This is a genomic window from Mangrovibacterium sp., assembly GCF_041596335.1.
Classification (GTDB): domain Bacteria; phylum Bacteroidota; class Bacteroidia; order Bacteroidales; family Prolixibacteraceae; genus Mangrovibacterium.
Genome location: NZ_JBFHIT010000037.1, coordinates 16,106 through 33,137, shown reverse-complemented (window position 1 = coordinate 33,137; position 17,032 = coordinate 16,106). Strand labels below are relative to the sequence as shown.

The window sequence follows — 17,032 nt, the reverse complement described above, 5'->3', positions numbered from 1 at the left end:
CTATGAATAATCAACTATACCGTTCACTAACCTCAACCGAAATTGACTCGCTTCTGAAACGCCAATGTGTTTCTGACAATTGGGAGCAGGTAAAAGTACTCAGCGGGTTCAATCCCGATCGTTTTTCAAATGTTGAATTTACCGGTGAAATTCACCTCGGAGTTCAAAATGAAGAGATTGAGCTTTTTGGAGGTGTTCGAAAAAGATGTGGCGTCGCTCATGCCCATCTTCATAACTGTACGATTGGGAACAACGTTTACATTAATCACATAAAAAATTACATTGCCAACTATGTGATCGAAGATCATGTAGTTATTGACAATTCGGATATTGTGGCTGTGGAAGATTACAGCTTTTTTGGAAACGGCACCCGAGTAGAAGTACTGGATGAAACCGGAGGGCGGGAAGTTGTAGTTTACGACGAACTATCGGCACACCTAGCCTATATGCTCGCATTCTATAAATATCGACATACCGTAATAGCAGACATCGAAAAGATGATCGATGATTATTGCAACAGCATTCGCTCGAACAAGGGTTTTATTGGCAAATTTTCCAGAATTTTCAATTGCCGGGAGATCAGAAATGTAAAAATTGGCCCCTACACCCAAATCAATGGAGCAAGTATCATTTTAAATGGTTCGATCAATTCGAACCAATCGGCACCGGTATTAATCGGACATGATGCCAACATCCGGAACTTTATAGTATCGTCAGGTTCCGAAATTACCGACGGAGCGATCATCTCCAATTGTTTTATCGGACAGGGATGTACCATCGGTGCTCAGTACTCCGCACAAAACTCGTTGTTCTTTGCCAATTGCCAGGGATTTCATGGAGAGGCCTGTTCGGTTTTTGCAGGCCCCTACACGGTAACACATCATAAATCGACCTTGCTTATTGCTGGTATGTTTTCATTCTGTAATGCGGGCAGCGGCTCCAACCAGAGTAACCACATGTACAAATTGGGTCCAATTCATCATGGGATTGCCGAACGCGGCACAAAAACGACCAGCGATTCGTATTTGTTGTGGCCCGCCCGAATTGGTGCATTTACGTTGGTAATGGGACGACATTACAAAAATTCAGACACATCGGATATGCCATTCTCCTACCTAATTGAGAATGATGACGAAAGCTGGCTGGTACCTGGAGTTAATCTAAAAAGTGTTGGAACCATCCGCGATGTGCTGAAATGGCCTAAGCGTGATAAACGTACCGATCCGCACAAAATGGACAACATCAACTTCAACCTATTAAGTCCGTTTACCATTCAAAAAATGGATCACGCTATCCGCATTCTCCATGAAATCCAACGCATTTCGGGCGAAACGACTGAAGTTTTCTCGTACAACAACACCAAGATAAAGCGCGATGCCTTAAAAAAAGGATTACAATTATACCAATTGGCAATTTTAAAGTTCATTGGTAACTCTATCATTACCCGTCTAAACAAAGGCCACTTGCACTCGCCTGAGGATGTTGTTGATTTCTTGCGTCCAACAAGTGAGATTGGACTGGGCGACTGGGTGGATCTGGCCGGATTAATTGCCCCGAAAGAAGAAATTGTCAAGCTGCTGGAGGCAATTGAAACGCGGAAAATTTCGAACCTTAAGGAAATAGACAACAAATTCAGAGAGCTACATGCGAATTACTACGATTATGAATGGAATTGGACAGCCCAATTTATTGAGGACTATTTGAAAAAACCAATTACCGAATTTTCAATCAACGAGCTGATCGAGGTCGTCACACAGTGGCGTGAAAGCGTAGTTGAACTGGATCACATGCTTTATGAGGATGCCAGCAAAGAATTCCGCATCGATATGATGACCGGTTTTGGGATCGACGGAGATAATTCGATTAAGCAGAGAGATTTTGAAAAAGTTCGTGGTCGGTTCGAAGAAAACCATTTTGTGAAGGAAATCCTTCACCATATAGAACGGAAAACTGAATTAGGAGAACGTGTAATCGCACAGTTAGAGCGGTCTCGAAAAGTAAAAGTCTAAAATACAGAATCATATAAATTCAACAAAAAAGCTTCCTTTTCCGAGGAAGCTTTTTCTATTTTCGTCGCTACTGAACAAGCGACTTAAAAAAACAAATTATACAATAATCTTATACCCAAATTCCTTTTTTAGGTGGGTTACCATACGAATCAAACGAATCACCGTTTTCGCGTAAAGCCGCCTTTAAATCATCTACCGTAAATTCGAAACCATCTTCTTTAGCCAATGCTACGAATTTTTCCATCGTAAAGGTGTTATCATACTTAATCCGAAATTGTCTGTCTTCGGCACCTTTATCCAGTAAAGCAAAAACATTTTCCTTTGACATCTTTTTTAGTTTTAGAGTTAGTAAAAGCCCAAATATAATAATATATCCAATTGACACTTATTGCTAAAATCTAAATTTAATATAACTATATAGAATCTTAACACACCTTTCACTATCTTATTGATAGCTTTATGCGACTTTAATTAGACTTATGACATTTAAGGATTAGCATTCGATGCTAAAAAAATACGAAACAATGGATTATTCTGTTTATCGCCCCAGGGAAAAGGGTTTCTTTTGATAAAAAAAGGCTTCTTCCTGTAAAATGAAGCTACACTCACCGATCTGTCAACCAACCACTTGCCGCAAGATGTCCACAATTATAAATACTTACTTTTCAATAATCAAAAAAAAGCCACCATCCAAACGGACAGTGGCTTTTCAATATAATAAACGGTTTTTTTCTTATTCTGCTTTAGCAGCTTCTTTTTCCGCTGTGAAATCCATTGCAGCCAAACGTTTGTAGCCTGCCAAACGCCATTTTGCGTTTTCTTCGGAAGCAGCGAACAATTCAGCAGCTTGTTCAGGGAATGACTTTTTCAATGATGTATAACGTACTTCACCATTCAGGAAGTCTTGGAACTTGCTCCAATCAGGTTCCTTCGAATCCAATACGAATGGGTTTTTACCTTCAGCTTCCATCATTGGGTTGTAACGGTACAGTGACCAGTAACCTGCCTCAACAGCTTTTTTCTCTTCGTCTTGAGATTTACCCATGCTTGCACGCAAACCGTGGTTAATACAAGGAGAATAAGCGATAATTAATGAAGGTCCCGGGTAAGCTTCGGCTTCGCGCAGCGCTTTCAGGTATTGAGCCTGGTTAGCACCCATTGCAACCTGAGCAACATAGACGTAACCATAAGACATTGCCATCATACCCAAATCTTTCTTCCGGATCTTTTTACCTGAAGCGGCAAATTTGGCAACTGCACCAATCGGAGTAGATTTTGAAGCCTGACCACCGGTGTTTGAGTAAACTTCGGTATCCATTACCAAAATGTTTACATCTTCACCCGAAGCCAAAACATGGTCAACACCACCGTAACCGATGTCATAAGCCCATCCGTCGCCACCGAAAATCCATACCGATTTTTTCACCAGGTATTGTTTCAAGCTAACGATTGTTTTAGCGTATTCGGCGTCGTTTCCGGCCAGTACTTCCAATACTTTGGCTGAAACAGCTTTGCTTGCGTCGCCATCATCTTTAGCAGCAATCCATGCGTTGAAAGCTTCGGCAATGGTTTCGCTAACACCAGCGGCAATAGCTTCTTTCATTACGCTTTCAATACGATCGCGTTGAGCGTTAACACCTTCCGACATACCGAAACCATATTCAGCATTGTCTTCGAACAAAGAGTTAGCCCAAGCTGGTCCGTTTCCGGATTGTTTGTGTTTACAGTAAGGAGTTGAAGGAGCAGAACCACCATAGATTGAAGAACAACCGGTAGCATTGGCAACCATCATACGCTCACCATATAATTGAGTGATCAGTTTCACATAGGGTGTTTCACCACAACCTGCACAAGCTCCTGAGAACTCGAACAATGGCTGAGCAAACTGCGAGTTTTTAACTGACTTGAATTTATCAACAGTAGCTTCTTTATAAGAAACATTTTTGTCCATATATTCCCAACGAGCAACTTGATCTTCTTGAGTTCCAAGAGGCTTCATTTCGAGGGCTTTGGTTTTTGAAGGACAAACATCGGCACAGTTACCACAACCGGTACAGTCGAGAACTGACACCTGAATACGGAAATTCAAACCATCGAATTGTTTGGTTGGTGTAGCAACACGAGTTTCTGTTCCGGCAGGTGCAGCTTCAACTTCAGCTTTATCCATCAGGAATGGACGGATAGCAGCGTGAGGACAAACATAAGCACACTGGTTACACTGGATACAGTTGTCAGCTTGCCATTCAGGAACGTTTACAGCGATACCACGTTTTTCGAACGCTGAAGTACCTTGCTCGAATGTACCATCTTCGTAACCTACAAAAGTAGAAACAGGAAGATCGTTACCTTTCTGAGCATTGATTACATCGATGAATTTGCTGATATATTCAGGACGATCAGTTGCAGCAGCTTCTTCTTCCAATTTAATATCTTTCCATTCAGCAGGAACAGCAACCTCGATAACGTTTTTACCACCTGCGTCAACTGCAGCATAGTTCATGTTAACGATTTTCTCTCCTTTATTACCGTATGACTTCACGATAGCGCGTTTCATTTCTTCAACTGCCTTTTCGTAAGGAATTACACCGGTAATTTTAAAGAAAGCCGACTGCATGATCGTGTTGGTACGAGTTCCCAAACCAAGTTCTTCACCCAGTTTTGTACCGTTGATGATATAGAATTTAATTTCGTTTTTAGCCAAATAGCGTTTCATGTTATTTGGTAAACGTTTTTTAGTTTCTTCTTCATCCCAAATTGAGTTCAATAAGAATGAACCACCTTTTTTCAGCCCCTTCAATACATCATACAGTTGCAGATAAGCTGGAACGTGACAGGCAACAAAGTCGGGTGTGGTTACCAAATAAGTTGAACGGATTGGACTATCGCCGAAACGCAAGTGAGAACAAGTGAAACCACCTGATTTTTTAGAGTCGTACTCGAAATAACCTTGACAAGATTTGTCAGTTGATCCACCAATGATTTTGATTGAGTTTTTGTTAGCACCTACGGTACCGTCAGAACCTAAACCATAGAATTTAGCTTCGTAAATGTTTTCAGGAGAAATTTTGATTTCTTCCTTCAACGGCAACGACTTGAAGGTTACATCATCAACAATACCCAATGTAAATCCATTTTTAGGCTCGTTCATATCCAGGTTTTCGTATACAGCTAGGATTTGAGACGGAGTAGTATCTTTTGATCCCAAACCGTAACGGCCACCAACAATTACCGGAGCGTTTTCTTTTCCGTAGAACAAGTCTTTTACATCCAGGTACAATGGTTCGCCATTAGCTCCAGGCTCTTTACTGCGATCCAAAACAGCGATACGTTTTACCGATTTAGGCAATACGTTCATGAAATATTTTGCGCTGAACGGACGATACAGGTGTACAGACAACAAACCAACTTTTTTACCTTGAGTAGCCAAGTAGTCGATCGTTTCTTTAATTGTTTCAGTTACAGATCCCATTGCAATCACGATGTTTTCCGCATCAGCAGCACCGTAATAAGTGAATGGGTGATACTCACGACCAGTCAGTTTTGTGATTTCCTGCATATAACCTTCAACGATATCGGGAACGGCATCGTAGAATGAGTTTGAAACTTCTCTTGCCTGGAAGAAAATATCCGGGTTTTGAGCAGTACCACGAGTTACAGGAGATTCCGGGTTCAAAGCACGCTTACGGAATGCTTCAATAGTTTCCATATCAACCAACGGACGAATTTGTTCTGCATCCAGGTAATCGATTTTTTGAATCTCGTGAGACGTACGGAATCCATCGAAGAACGACATGAAAGGCACACGTGATTTCAGAGTTGCCAGGTGAGATACACCAGCCAAGTCCATTTCTTCTTGCACAGAACCTGCTGCCAACATCGCAAAACCAGTTTGACGAGCCGCATAAACGTCTGAGTGATCACCAAAGATCGACAATGCGTGAGATGCCAATGCACGGGCACTAACGTGGAAAACCGTTGGCAATAATTCGCCAGCAATTTTATACATGTTGGGGATCATCAACAACAAACCTTGAGAGGCAGTGTAAGTTGAAGTAAGGGCTCCTGATTGCAACGCGCCGTGTACCGCACCGGCAGCACCAGCTTCACTTTGCATTTCGGCCAAACGAACCGGACGACCAAACAGGTTTTTCTTTCCTTTTGCAGCCCATTCATCCACATATTCAGCCATAGTTGACGATGGCGTAATTGGATAGATACAGGCAACTTCACTAAACATGTAACTCATATACGCGGCAGCGTAGTTTCCGTCACACGTGATAAACTTTTTTTCTTTTGCCATTTTTTCTCAAATTAATTTTAAACTTATTCTATTTCAACTTTATCTTTCAAATACAATCGATTGCTCAATATAAAAAACCAAACAACCACAGAGGAACAACATTCCCCTTCCCTTCCTCAATCATATCTGCTGCTGCATAGCTTCCTGAATCAACCGGTTCTGTATACTTCCCCCCAACAGTGAAATGATATTTCGACTCTAATTTAAAGTCTCCTTTATCGGAACTTTTCACCTTATATTTATAGGAAAGCTGGTTGTAGAAAAAGGTTGTCCGCAAATTCCGGTTGTTTATATTCTCCGGATCTACAGCATACAGGATATTTGTATTGTTGGCATAAACCAGATCAGGTTTCTTCATCTGATCTTCATCGCCATTAGAGTATAAAAGATTAATCAATCGCGAATTTTTCAAATAGCGCAAGTAATTCATAACGGTTGCTCTTGAAATTTCCACATCATGACTCAATTTGCTCACGTTGGGTGTAAACGGAACTTGGCTACAAATAATCTGCAGCAACTTCCGAAGCTTTGGCAAGTACTTTAACTCAATCTGATTCAGATAAGTTACATCAATTTCCAATGCCAGATTCACATGTTTTAACAACGCTTCGCGATAAAACGATTTGCTATTGATAAAATACGGATAGTAGCCTGTTTCGAGGTAATCATTGAAAAAAGCGAGTGGTTTTACTTGCTGAGTAATTTCGGCGGCAATAGACTGATGATTTTCGATGATTTCGGTAAGCGTGTAGGACTTAAAATCAAAACCGCCTTTGAAGTTTAAATATTCCCGAAACGACAAGCCTTCGAGATGATAAACCCGAGCAATTCCTTTCAGATTATCGTGACCCTCCAAAACCCGCAAAACGGGCGATGACGAAAAGATGATCTGCAGGTCGGGAAAATTATCGTAACACTCACGCAACTCAGTATCCCATTCCGGATATTTATGAATTTGATCCAGAATAAGAACCTTCCCACCTTTTTTGTAAAATTCGTCGGCAAAGCTGTAAATCTTCCGTTTTGTAAAATAAAAGTTATTCAGATTGACATACAAACAACCCTTATCCTCCGCGAATTTTTCTTTCACGATATCCAACAAGAAACTGGTTTTGCCAACTCCGCGAAATCCTTTGATGCAAATCAATCGCCCATCCCAATCAATCTCATCCATTAAACCACGACGAAGGAATTCCTTTGGCGTGTCGGTTAATGATTGGTGTATTTGCATCAGATTTTCCATCTCAAATTCATTTTATGCAAACAAAAGTAAACAGAAAAATGATTTTTCTGCAATCCAGAGATAGCAATCCACCCCAAAAGATGCAATTTATAATTATTAAAAATAAGCACAGCTTGCTACAAGCACAAAGCAACGCCGAATTGCGCGATTCAAAATGAACACCTTATAAATTCCTATTAGCTTACAATGCAACTATCTCACCTTATGAGCATAGGCCCCAAGCAAGATTACTGCCGGCATAGGGGGATCGTTCTGTTGTAAAAATTGAGAAAGTTCGCAGATTGACGTTGTGTATAGTTGCTGATCGTTGTGCCCTACCCGGCTCGCAATTTGAATAGGAGTATCAGATGCCACCTCCCTATCTAAAAGTTCTGCGACGAGGATTTCCAAATTCTTCAGACCCATGTAGACCATCACCGGAGCATTGGCCTTTATAACAGAAGCTACTGTTTCAATATCGACAAAACCACCATTCCGCTTATGACCGGTATAAAACAGGGCCATACTATTAACTCCACGTAAAGTCACCGGAATATGAAAGGTCGTTGCCGCAGCCAGTCCGGCTGTAATCCCGGGCACAACTTCAATACACAAATTCTCTCTTAAGCAGAATTCGAGTTCTTCGGCTCCACGTCCAAATATAAACGGATCACCGGCCTTTAGCCGAACAACTCGTTTACCTTGCAGGGCATACAATTTTAATTGGGCATGGATTTGTTCCTGACGTTCGGTCTGATGTTGACCATCCTGATAATGCTTACCTGCGTAGATCTTAATACATTTCGGACTCGACAGTTCAAGAATATCCTCCCCGTGCAAGGCATCATATAAAATTATATCAGCCTGCTCAATACGACGCAATGCGCGTATCGTCAACAATTCCGGATCACCGGGCCCAGCTCCGACAATCGAGATCAAATGATCATTCGCCATGGTTAAAAATTGAAATAAGATGTCAATGCCATCCCTAAAAGATAAACATCCGGGTTAAACTAAAATCCAGCTCCCAGATAGCTCATCGGGCTGGGATATTTAAATTGATAATCGAGACATTTAATGAGCTTAGAACTATCCACAATTTTAAAAGGTTCTGCCTGGTCGGTAAAGCGTGGTGCCTGAAGTCCTGACAATTCAGATGCCTTCAAATAAAACTCCTTTCGAGACGGGTGCTCCGGACAACAAGCGTTGAACGTTTCACCCCAGACATTTTGCCGGATGATTTCCATCAAAATTGAAATACAATCGTCCTGATGAATCAGATTGACTGGCTTGCTTCCGTCAATCGCCTCGGTTTTTCGACTTAAAAAACGAGCCGGATTCCTATCGGCACCAATCAGACCACCAAAACGCACCATTGTTGTTTCGAAATTTCGGTTCAACCTCAATTCGTTTTCCACCTCAAGCAAAGCTCTTCCCGACGGTTTGTCCGGCAACAGAACATCCGTTTCTCGAGCAATCCTTCCCGATTCCGGATATACCGAAGTCGATGAAATAAAAATAACCTTTGTCAGGCTCACGGTCTCCAAATGTTTAATCAGTTGCCGGATTTGTGCCGGAAAAACGAGCTCTACATCTGGCCTGCGACGAGGCGGAATAGAAACGATCAGCACATCAGCATCAAAAAAACCAGGATCATCCAGTTCCAATTCATCTTCAGTTAAAACCAGCCTATAGGGCCAAATAGCGGCATGCTGGAGCAACTCCATTTTTGATGAACTTGTCACCGATCCTTTTACCTTGTAACCATTGCTAATTAACTTTTTGGCTAAGGGCATCCCCAACCAGCCAACACCTAATATTGAAACTGTGCGCATCATGCTGTTTATAACAAAAAAAATGCCGGCTGGTTGTGCACCCTCGCTAAAAGCCTAATTCCATCGATCCTCATTACAACGATCGAACTACAATCTAATCAGTGACCATACCTTTAAACTCAGGCTCACTAAGTTTCTTTTGCATACGGCCGATCGAAAATTTCACAAAAGAAAGCTCCTCCCGTTCGCTCGAAACATTCACCTCGTTCGGAAAAATTTTCCAAGCCATCATTGCAGTATTATTACCAACAGCCATAATCTGACCTTTGGGCGCCGGAAAATTACCCGATGCCTTGTAAGCTTCGATTGATTTTGGGGTGAAAAACAGATAGGCATCGAAAGTTTGGTTCAACCACTTTTCAATCGGTGTATTTTTGTACACTTCAATTTCGACTGGCTGAATTCCATGATTGAATAACTGTTCGTACAAATCATTCAACGGTTTATTTCCGCGCAGGTACACCACTTTTTGATCGCTATGATGACGAACAATCAACTCGCTAAGTGAAAAAATATTGGGATCTGTCGGGCGATGAACTTTCAAGCCAGTCTCTTTCAGAATACTTTCCTGTTTGGCACTTTGGCAAAAAATTTCGTGTTTTGATACCGCGCCAAATTGATTGCGGAAACGAACGAGCCACCGTGCCGCATAACTACTAGTAACCACCAGACTAACAGGCTCATTCCTGATTGATTTCAACAATTCGGTCTGCGGTTTTCTGAACTGAATCCGAAACATCGGTTGTTCGATAAAACGAACCGGCTGGCTGTTCAACCATTGCCGGGTTTTTTCCGATAGGCTTCCACCTATAAATACTGAGGGTAATTCCATCTCTTTAATGTTTAAACTCTTTACCATGAACTATTTCCTTCACATATCCTTTCCGAATGACAAAATCACCAAATCCTTCTCCTTGTGTCCGCTCTCCGGCATAAGCAGCTATAATTGGGCGTAATTCATTTAAAATTTCTTCTTCAGAAAGCGTTTCCTTGTAGAGTGCGTTTAATCGGGTACCATTTCGGCTTCCGCCTAAATATAAATTATATCGTCCGGCAGATTTGCCGATAAAACCAATTTCAGCCAGATATGGTCGTCCACAACCATTTGGACAACCGGTCATCCGGATAACAATGTCTTCCCGGAACAAACCAAATTCATCCAAAATCAACTCTAATTTGCTCATGAATTCGGGGAGATAGCGTTCGGCTTCGGCAAAAGCCAAGCTACACGTGTTGAGAGCCACACAGGCGATTGAATTCTGACGCAGACCGGAGAGCTTCAACGGCCAAACACCGTATTTTTTCAGAATAGCCGCTACCTTTTCCTTTTCATTCGTGTTGGCAATAATCAGGTTTTGGTTACCCGTTAGAATAAACTGAGCATCTACCTGCTCGGCAACCTCACGAAGAGCGGTTTTCAACTTCAATCCTTCGGTATCTTTCACCCGTCCACCTTCTATAAACAGGTTGAGACTCCATTTACCGTTTTTACCTTTTACCCAACCATAACGGTCTCCATTCCGTGTAAAATGATACGAACGGGCTTCTTGCAAATCGTAGCCCAAATACTTATTTAGCTCTGTTTTGAACCAATCTAACCCATTGCGATCGATGGTGTATTTCAAACGCGCCTGCTTTCTGTTTTGCCGGTTACCGTTGTCTTTTTGAACCAAAAGCACCTTTTCGGCCACATCTACTGCCTGATCGGGAGTACAAAATCCAATCACATCGCCTAATCGCGGATAGGTCTCCGGGACTCCAAAAGTAGATCCAAAACCTCCGCCAGCCACCACATTATAGCCTACAAGCTTGCCCTTTTCCTGAATAGCGATGAAGCCCAAATCCTGCGAAAAAACATCAACATCGTTGTAAGGCGGAACAGCCACACCAATCTTGAATTTTCGAGGTAAATAACGATCTCCGTAGATCGGCTCAACATCCTTTTTGCCATCGACCAATAAATGTTGATCCAGCCAAATTTCGTGATATGCTGTTGTTTGAGGGGTCAAATGAGCGGATATATCGCCAGCCAATTTATAAACCTGCGCGTGTATTTCCGACTCCTCCGGATTGGCAAACGACATGACATTGCGATTCACGTCGCCACAAGCAGCTATGGTATCCATCAATGCTGCATTGATTCCCTGAATGGTTGATTTCAGTTTATGCTTAAAGACACCATGCAGCTGAAATGCCTGGCGAGTGGTTAGTTTTAAGGTTCCATTTGCATGGCTATCGGCCAACTTGTCCATTTGCAACCACTGCTCTTTCGACGCAATTCCTCCGGGCAAGCGAACCCGAATTAGAAAAGACCACGCTGGTTCCAATTTTTGCTGCTTACGTTCCTTCTCCAGATCCCGATCGTGCTGCTGATAAATACCGTGAAATTTCGACATTTGCGTATCTCCATCGGCTATTGCACCTGTAACAGGGTCTGCCAGGCTTTCAACAAGTGTACCACGCAGGTAATTACTATCATATTTTAGTTTTTCAACTTCCGATAACTTACTCCAATCGATTTGCTCACTCATAATTTTTATGTTTTTTGCCGAATAAGTATTTATACCATCAAAGTAAGTATTTATACTTATCCAACCAAGTCTTACTACTATTTTTAACAAACAATTAAGGATTAAAACCTCTTATTTAACTTTTAGGTTGAATGCCTAATAGACATCGGCTTGAAACCGCTTTTCCTTTTTCAATTTTTTGAAATATTCCCGAGCTTGCTCTTCGCTCATGCCACCTTGCGTTTGAATAATTTCCAGCAAAGTTTTTTGAACATCCTTTGCCATGTGCTTCATATCACCGCATAGGTAGAAGCTGGCACCTTTTTGCAACCAGTTAAACACTTCTGCTTGCCGCTCAGCCAATCGATGCTGCACGTAAATCTTGTCTTCCTGATCGCGAGAAAAAGCCAGATCGATTTTCCCGAGAACTCCCTTTTTCAGATATTTCTGCCATTCAACCTGATAGAGAAAATCAGAATAGAAACGTCGTTCGCCAAAGAACAGCCAACTTTCTCCTTTCCGTTTCTGCGTTTCGCTTTGTTGAATGAACGCTCGAAATGGAGCAATACCCGTTCCGGCTCCAACCATAATTATTGGTGTGTTTTCATCCTTTGGAAGGCGGAAGCCCGGATTGCGCTCAATATAAACCGGCACTTGCTGGTCAATTTCAGTTCTGTCGGCCAGATAAGTCGATGCCGCGCCTTGCCGCTCTCGACCTTTATTTTCGTAACGTACTGTCGCTACTGTTATATGAACTTCGTCTCCTACGGCATCCTGACTGGAAGAGATACTATACAAACGGGCAGGCAACGGACGAAGCAAATCAACCAAATCCTGCGCTGCCAGCTCAAACGGAAATTCAATCAAAAGATCCAGAATATCATTTCCCCACAAGTATGAATCGAGCAAACCATCGTCGTTAAGAATTTTGGCAACAGCTTCAATCCCTGTCTTTTCAGCAAATTTTTGAATGACATCCCGGGTTAAAAGTGTAATCTCAAGCTGGTGACGTAGGGCAACCCGCAGACTATATTCAACTTTCTTCACTACGACCGGTGTTTCCGGATCAAGCTTCAATTGATCAATTATTCGATCGACCAGTACGGGCGGATTGTCGGCCAAAATACCGACCGAGTCTCCAGGTTGATACAAAATTCCCGAACCATTCAAATCCAACTCAACATGATAAACTTCCTTGTCGGAATCGCGCCCCGTAATTTTAGCTTTATCAATAACTGTTGCCCGAAAAGGATTCTTCTGATTGTATACAACTGCTCCTTCATCCGCACTTGCGACAGCCTTACTTTCTGGTGACACAGGATGCAAATCGGCAAGTTTTCCCAGAATAGCATTCATCCAAGTATTCGCATCTTCTTCGTAGTCTACATCACAAGTTACAATTGGAAAAAGCTCCTTGGCACCGGCCTTTTTTAAAGCATGATCAATATCGAGCCCGGTTTGGCAGAACAACTTGTAGCTCTTGTCTCCTAAAGCCAACACCGAAAAATTCAGGTTGGGCAAATTCGGTGCCCGTTTGCCGGTAATTAATCGATGGAAGTCTTCAGCCATTTCAGGCGGTTCACCTTCCCCGTGCGTACTCACAATCACCAGCAAGTTTTCTTCTTCGGTCAACTGCCTGGTATTGTAATCATCCATTGCAAACACATTCGATTGGATTGATTTTGCCGCCAATAATGCTGAAAGTTTTTTAGCTATTCCTTCGCTACGTCCGGTATGCGACCCAAACAAAATGGTTAGCTTCAAATGCGAAGCGGCAACGATTTCGGCCGAACTCTGAACCCGCTGAGCAGCTTCCGATGGTTTGTTGTAAATTGCCGTTAGTCCCTGAAAATACCCATTTAACCACATCAGTTGCTCAGGTCCCGATCCTTCGAGCAATATTTCCAGCGCCTTCGACTGCGCCTCGTTTAAAGGATTTAATTTGATACTCATTCGTTTTATATTTTTTGTTTTTAATTAGCAATTTGTGCGCTCGATTTTAAATTTGATACTCAATGTCGGATTGGTCGATGCGGCCAAATTTTATTCGGTTCCAAGTACGTTCGTGCAGGTAATAGAGGAACATCTTGGTAAATAACTCGACCCCTCCGATGGTAACAGCAAACTCTAGCTGCCCGGTAACCAACCAGGCGATAAGCATCGTATCCACTGTTCCAACAGTTCGCCACGAAACCGATTTCACAACACTTCGGTAAGCCTTTTCTTTCATGATCTATTTCGATTTTAATTTTTCACTTTTCTAAAAAAATGAGCCAAAAAAAAGCCCCTCTACGGTTTGTAGAAGGGCTTTTCGTTTTTATCGTTTGGCTATGCTTATAACAATATCAACTCCTTTCCTTCTGCAAAAAAGAACCACAACACATACACATCATCATGTTTGCGTTACACGGGTTAATATTTACAGAAGTATGCTTTTTCATCAGGCTAAAATATTATTCTAAAATCACTTACGAACTTTTCTCTCCACTCAAACATTCCGGATCGAAAATGGTTTAACAACGAGATTATCCTATATCGGACAAAGAACTCTTTTAGTTGCTTATTTTGCAAATATAGAAGTTAATTCGACATTTCGAAATACTTCGATATGAAAAAATTGCTCATTCTAAATAAGCGATTCCTTAAAATTCTATATTTCACCGAATTATTAAGCATTGAATTATCGCTATTTGTTTTCTATTAATTTCATTTTATTACTTTTGTGACAAAATTCAGGAAATAATGAAAGATGCGAAATCCTGCACAACAATTGATGAAGTCCGGCAACAAATTGATCGGATAGACCGGGAAGTAATGGAATTGTTGGCCAAACGCCAGGAATACGTGTGTGAAATTATCCGGTTTAAAGACGATGAAGAAAGTATTGTGGCCCCCGACCGTCAGGAACAGTTGTACCAACAACGCCGGGCTTGGGCTGAAGAGTTGAACTTATCTCCCGAGATGATTGAGGACGTTTACAAAACCATGGTTCGCCACAATATCCAAAAGGAACTGGAACTACACAAACAAACTAAAATTAGTTAAAATCATACATGTATAAATCAGATATTAAAGTAGTTGACTGCACCGTTCGCGATGGCGGATTAATGAACAAGTGGCAGTTTGATGACAAATTTGTAAAAGGAGTTTACACTGCTTGTGTTGAAGCAGGAGTTGATTATATGGAAATTGGCTACATCAGTAGCGAGAAGTCATTTAGCCGAAATGAAGTAGGCCCGTGGAAATTTTGTGCTGACGATGACCTTCGCCGGATAGTTGGCGAAAACGACACCAACCTTAAAATTTCGGCAATGGCCGATATTGGACGAATCGATTTTGACGATATCCCACCGGCCAGTGAAAGTTTAATCGACATGATGCGGGTTGCTTGTTATGCACACCAAACAGACAAAGCAATTGAGTTAGCACACCATTGTATGGACAAAGGTTATGAAGCAACGATCAATCTGATGGCTGTTTCGAAAGTGAACGAGCGCGATTTGGAGGAAGCCCTTTCTGATGTTGCTCAATCGCGTGTCCCGGTGTTCTATCTGGTTGACAGTTTCGGAAGCATGTACTGCGAAACCATCGAGCACTTATTGAAAAAATACATTTCAGCACTCCCTGATAAAGAAATTGGTATTCATGCACACAACAATATGCAGCTCGCTATGAGTAATACGATTACCGCTTTAATGGGAGGAGCTACCTATCTGGACGCGACTTTGCTGGGTATGGGCCGCGGTGCCGGAAATTGTCCGATTGAAATTTTGACCGCTTTTCTGAAAAACCCGAAATATCGCTTGCTCCCTTTGCTTAAAGTAATCCAGGAAGAAATTCTCCCGTGGCAACAAAAGATTGACTGGGGCTACCATATTCCATATCTGGTAACTGGAGCGCTGAACGAACATCCAAGAAGTGCGATGAGCTGGATGGACTCGGAACGGAAAGACGATTTCGTAGCATTTATGAAAGAAATGCACGATTACGAATAGCCTCAATCTTCTCGCTTAAAAACACCGAACCTTTTCTCACATCTCACTATAAACCAAGACCTGAATTTCAAGACCCTTCATAGCCCGAAGGGTTTTTTTATTTCCTGTTTTTCACGGGTTGAATTAAAAACTGAAAAAAAAATCGTTCTGCCGGAAAGCATTTCATTGTTTAAGTTTGTTAGTAGTATTATAACTACGAATTCTAATTCGTCACAAAAAGAAGTATTATGAAAAAATTAAGTATCCTGACTATTTTGTTTTTCCTTGCCTCTACATTTTCAATGCAAGCACAACTGCTAAAACAACTTAAAACCCTTACCGAGCCTGAAAACACAACTTCAACTGAAGCAGAAAAAGACTCAGTTGCCACGGAAGAAAATGAAACCAGCTCGGTTAATTTTAGTGAAGGCGAAGCTGGATCCGGCATCAAAGAAGCACTCATCAGTGGTGTTTCAAAAGGTGTTGCCATGGTTTCGAAAGAAGATGGCTACTTTGGTGATGACTTGATAAAAATACCGTTCCCGGAGGAAGTGGAATTTGTGGCCAGTAAACTGAGTGCTGTTGGTATGGGAGACCTGGTTGACAAAGCGGTGCTATCGATGAACCGGGCTGCAGAAGATGCCGCCTCTACTGCAAAGGATATTTTTGTTGGCGCTATCAAACAAATGAGCATTACCGATGCCATAAATATTGTCAAAGGAGAAAACAATGCCGCAACTAAATATCTGCAAGACCATACAACTACGGAACTATCGGCAGAATTCAGCCCGATTATTGATGGCTCACTGACGAAAGTAAATGCCACCAAATACTGGGATGACGTAATGAACGCTTACAATAAGCTTCCGATGGTTAAAAAGGTGAACCCAAACTTGACGGAGTACGTGACTGAAAAAGCTATAGCTGGTTTATTTGTGAAAATTGCTGACGAGGAAAAAGCCATCCGCGAGAATCCCGTGGAACGAACAACCGACCTTTTGAAAAAGATTTTTAAATAGTAATAGTCCGAAATCACTACAAAAAGTAGAGGCTGTCACTTAAATAAAAGGACAGCCTCTAATAATAAACTAAAATGTGAATTAATACCCCAGTACCCCCAAAATGATACATTAAATCTGCTTATGACTTCAACTAAATATGAACAGAAGTTACAAAAAGAAC

General features: G+C 41.7%; 13 protein-coding genes. 4 read left to right on the top strand and 9 right to left on the bottom strand.

Annotation, left to right across the window (positions count from 1 at the left end; all coding sequences use genetic code 11):
* Nucleotides 1-2: 2 nt before the first annotated feature.
* Entirely contained in the window at nucleotides 3-2,009 is a 2,007-nt protein-coding gene (locus ABZD21_RS13200) for a DUF4954 family protein (RefSeq protein ID WP_372775502.1), read from the top strand.
* 109 nt (nucleotides 2,010-2,118) lie between these two features.
* On the opposite strand, the gene ABZD21_RS13195 is transcribed toward ABZD21_RS13200, so the two are convergent.
* The 9 genes from ABZD21_RS13195 to ABZD21_RS13155 form a co-directional block, all read right to left on the bottom strand.
* A complete protein-coding gene (locus ABZD21_RS13195) occupies nucleotides 2,119-2,337 on the bottom strand; it encodes a Nif11-like leader peptide family natural product precursor (protein WP_372775501.1) in 219 nt (72 codons plus the stop codon).
* Between the two features lie 405 nt (nucleotides 2,338-2,742).
* Nucleotides 2,743-6,309, bottom strand: a complete 3,567-nt coding sequence (gene nifJ / locus ABZD21_RS13190; protein ID WP_372775500.1) for a pyruvate:ferredoxin (flavodoxin) oxidoreductase — start codon at nucleotides 6,307-6,309, stop codon at nucleotides 2,743-2,745.
* 64 nt (nucleotides 6,310-6,373) lie between these two features.
* A complete protein-coding gene (locus tag ABZD21_RS13185; protein WP_372775499.1) occupies nucleotides 6,374-7,552 on the bottom strand; it encodes an AAA family ATPase in 1,179 nt (392 codons plus the stop codon).
* Nucleotides 7,553-7,744: 192 nt separating this feature from the next.
* Nucleotides 7,745-8,485 (bottom strand): uroporphyrinogen-III C-methyltransferase, encoded by a 741-nt coding sequence (gene cobA, locus ABZD21_RS13180; protein ID WP_372775498.1) that lies wholly within the window; start codon nucleotides 8,483-8,485, stop codon nucleotides 7,745-7,747.
* 59 nt (nucleotides 8,486-8,544) lie between these two features.
* Nucleotides 8,545-9,369 carry a hypothetical protein gene (locus ABZD21_RS13175; RefSeq protein ID WP_372775497.1) on the bottom strand — a complete coding sequence of 275 codons (825 nt, stop codon included), beginning with the start codon at nucleotides 9,367-9,369 and terminating at the stop codon, nucleotides 8,545-8,547.
* A 91-nt stretch (nucleotides 9,370-9,460) separates the two neighbouring features.
* Entirely contained in the window at nucleotides 9,461-10,198 is a 738-nt protein-coding gene (locus ABZD21_RS13170) for a uroporphyrinogen-III synthase (RefSeq protein WP_372775496.1), read from the bottom strand.
* 4 nt (nucleotides 10,199-10,202) lie between these two features.
* Nucleotides 10,203-11,897, bottom strand: a complete 1,695-nt coding sequence (locus ABZD21_RS13165; RefSeq protein ID WP_372775495.1) for an NADPH-dependent assimilatory sulfite reductase hemoprotein subunit — start codon at nucleotides 11,895-11,897, stop codon at nucleotides 10,203-10,205.
* Nucleotides 11,898-12,032: 135 nt separating this feature from the next.
* Complete coding sequence (locus ABZD21_RS13160) at nucleotides 12,033-13,829, bottom strand: assimilatory sulfite reductase (NADPH) flavoprotein subunit (RefSeq protein WP_372775493.1); 1,797 nt, start codon at nucleotides 13,827-13,829, stop codon at nucleotides 12,033-12,035.
* Between the two features lie 46 nt (nucleotides 13,830-13,875).
* Nucleotides 13,876-14,106 (bottom strand): DUF2061 domain-containing protein, encoded by a 231-nt coding sequence (locus tag ABZD21_RS13155; protein ID WP_372775492.1) that lies wholly within the window; start codon nucleotides 14,104-14,106, stop codon nucleotides 13,876-13,878.
* A 512-nt stretch (nucleotides 14,107-14,618) separates the two neighbouring features.
* On the opposite strand from ABZD21_RS13155, the gene ABZD21_RS13150 reads away from it, so the two are divergent.
* The 3 genes from ABZD21_RS13150 (at nucleotide 14,619) to ABZD21_RS13140 (ending at nucleotide 16,869) form a co-directional block, all read left to right on the top strand.
* On the top strand, nucleotides 14,619-14,921 hold the full coding sequence (locus ABZD21_RS13150; protein WP_372775491.1) for a chorismate mutase: 303 nt from the start codon (nucleotides 14,619-14,621) through the stop codon (nucleotides 14,919-14,921).
* A gap of 8 nt (nucleotides 14,922-14,929) precedes the next feature.
* On the top strand, nucleotides 14,930-15,871 hold the full coding sequence (locus ABZD21_RS13145) for an aldolase catalytic domain-containing protein (RefSeq protein WP_372775490.1): 942 nt from the start codon (nucleotides 14,930-14,932) through the stop codon (nucleotides 15,869-15,871).
* 227 nt (nucleotides 15,872-16,098) lie between these two features.
* Nucleotides 16,099-16,869, top strand: a complete 771-nt coding sequence (locus ABZD21_RS13140; protein ID WP_372775489.1) for a DUF4197 domain-containing protein — start codon at nucleotides 16,099-16,101, stop codon at nucleotides 16,867-16,869.
* Nucleotides 16,870-17,032 lie beyond the last annotated feature (163 nt).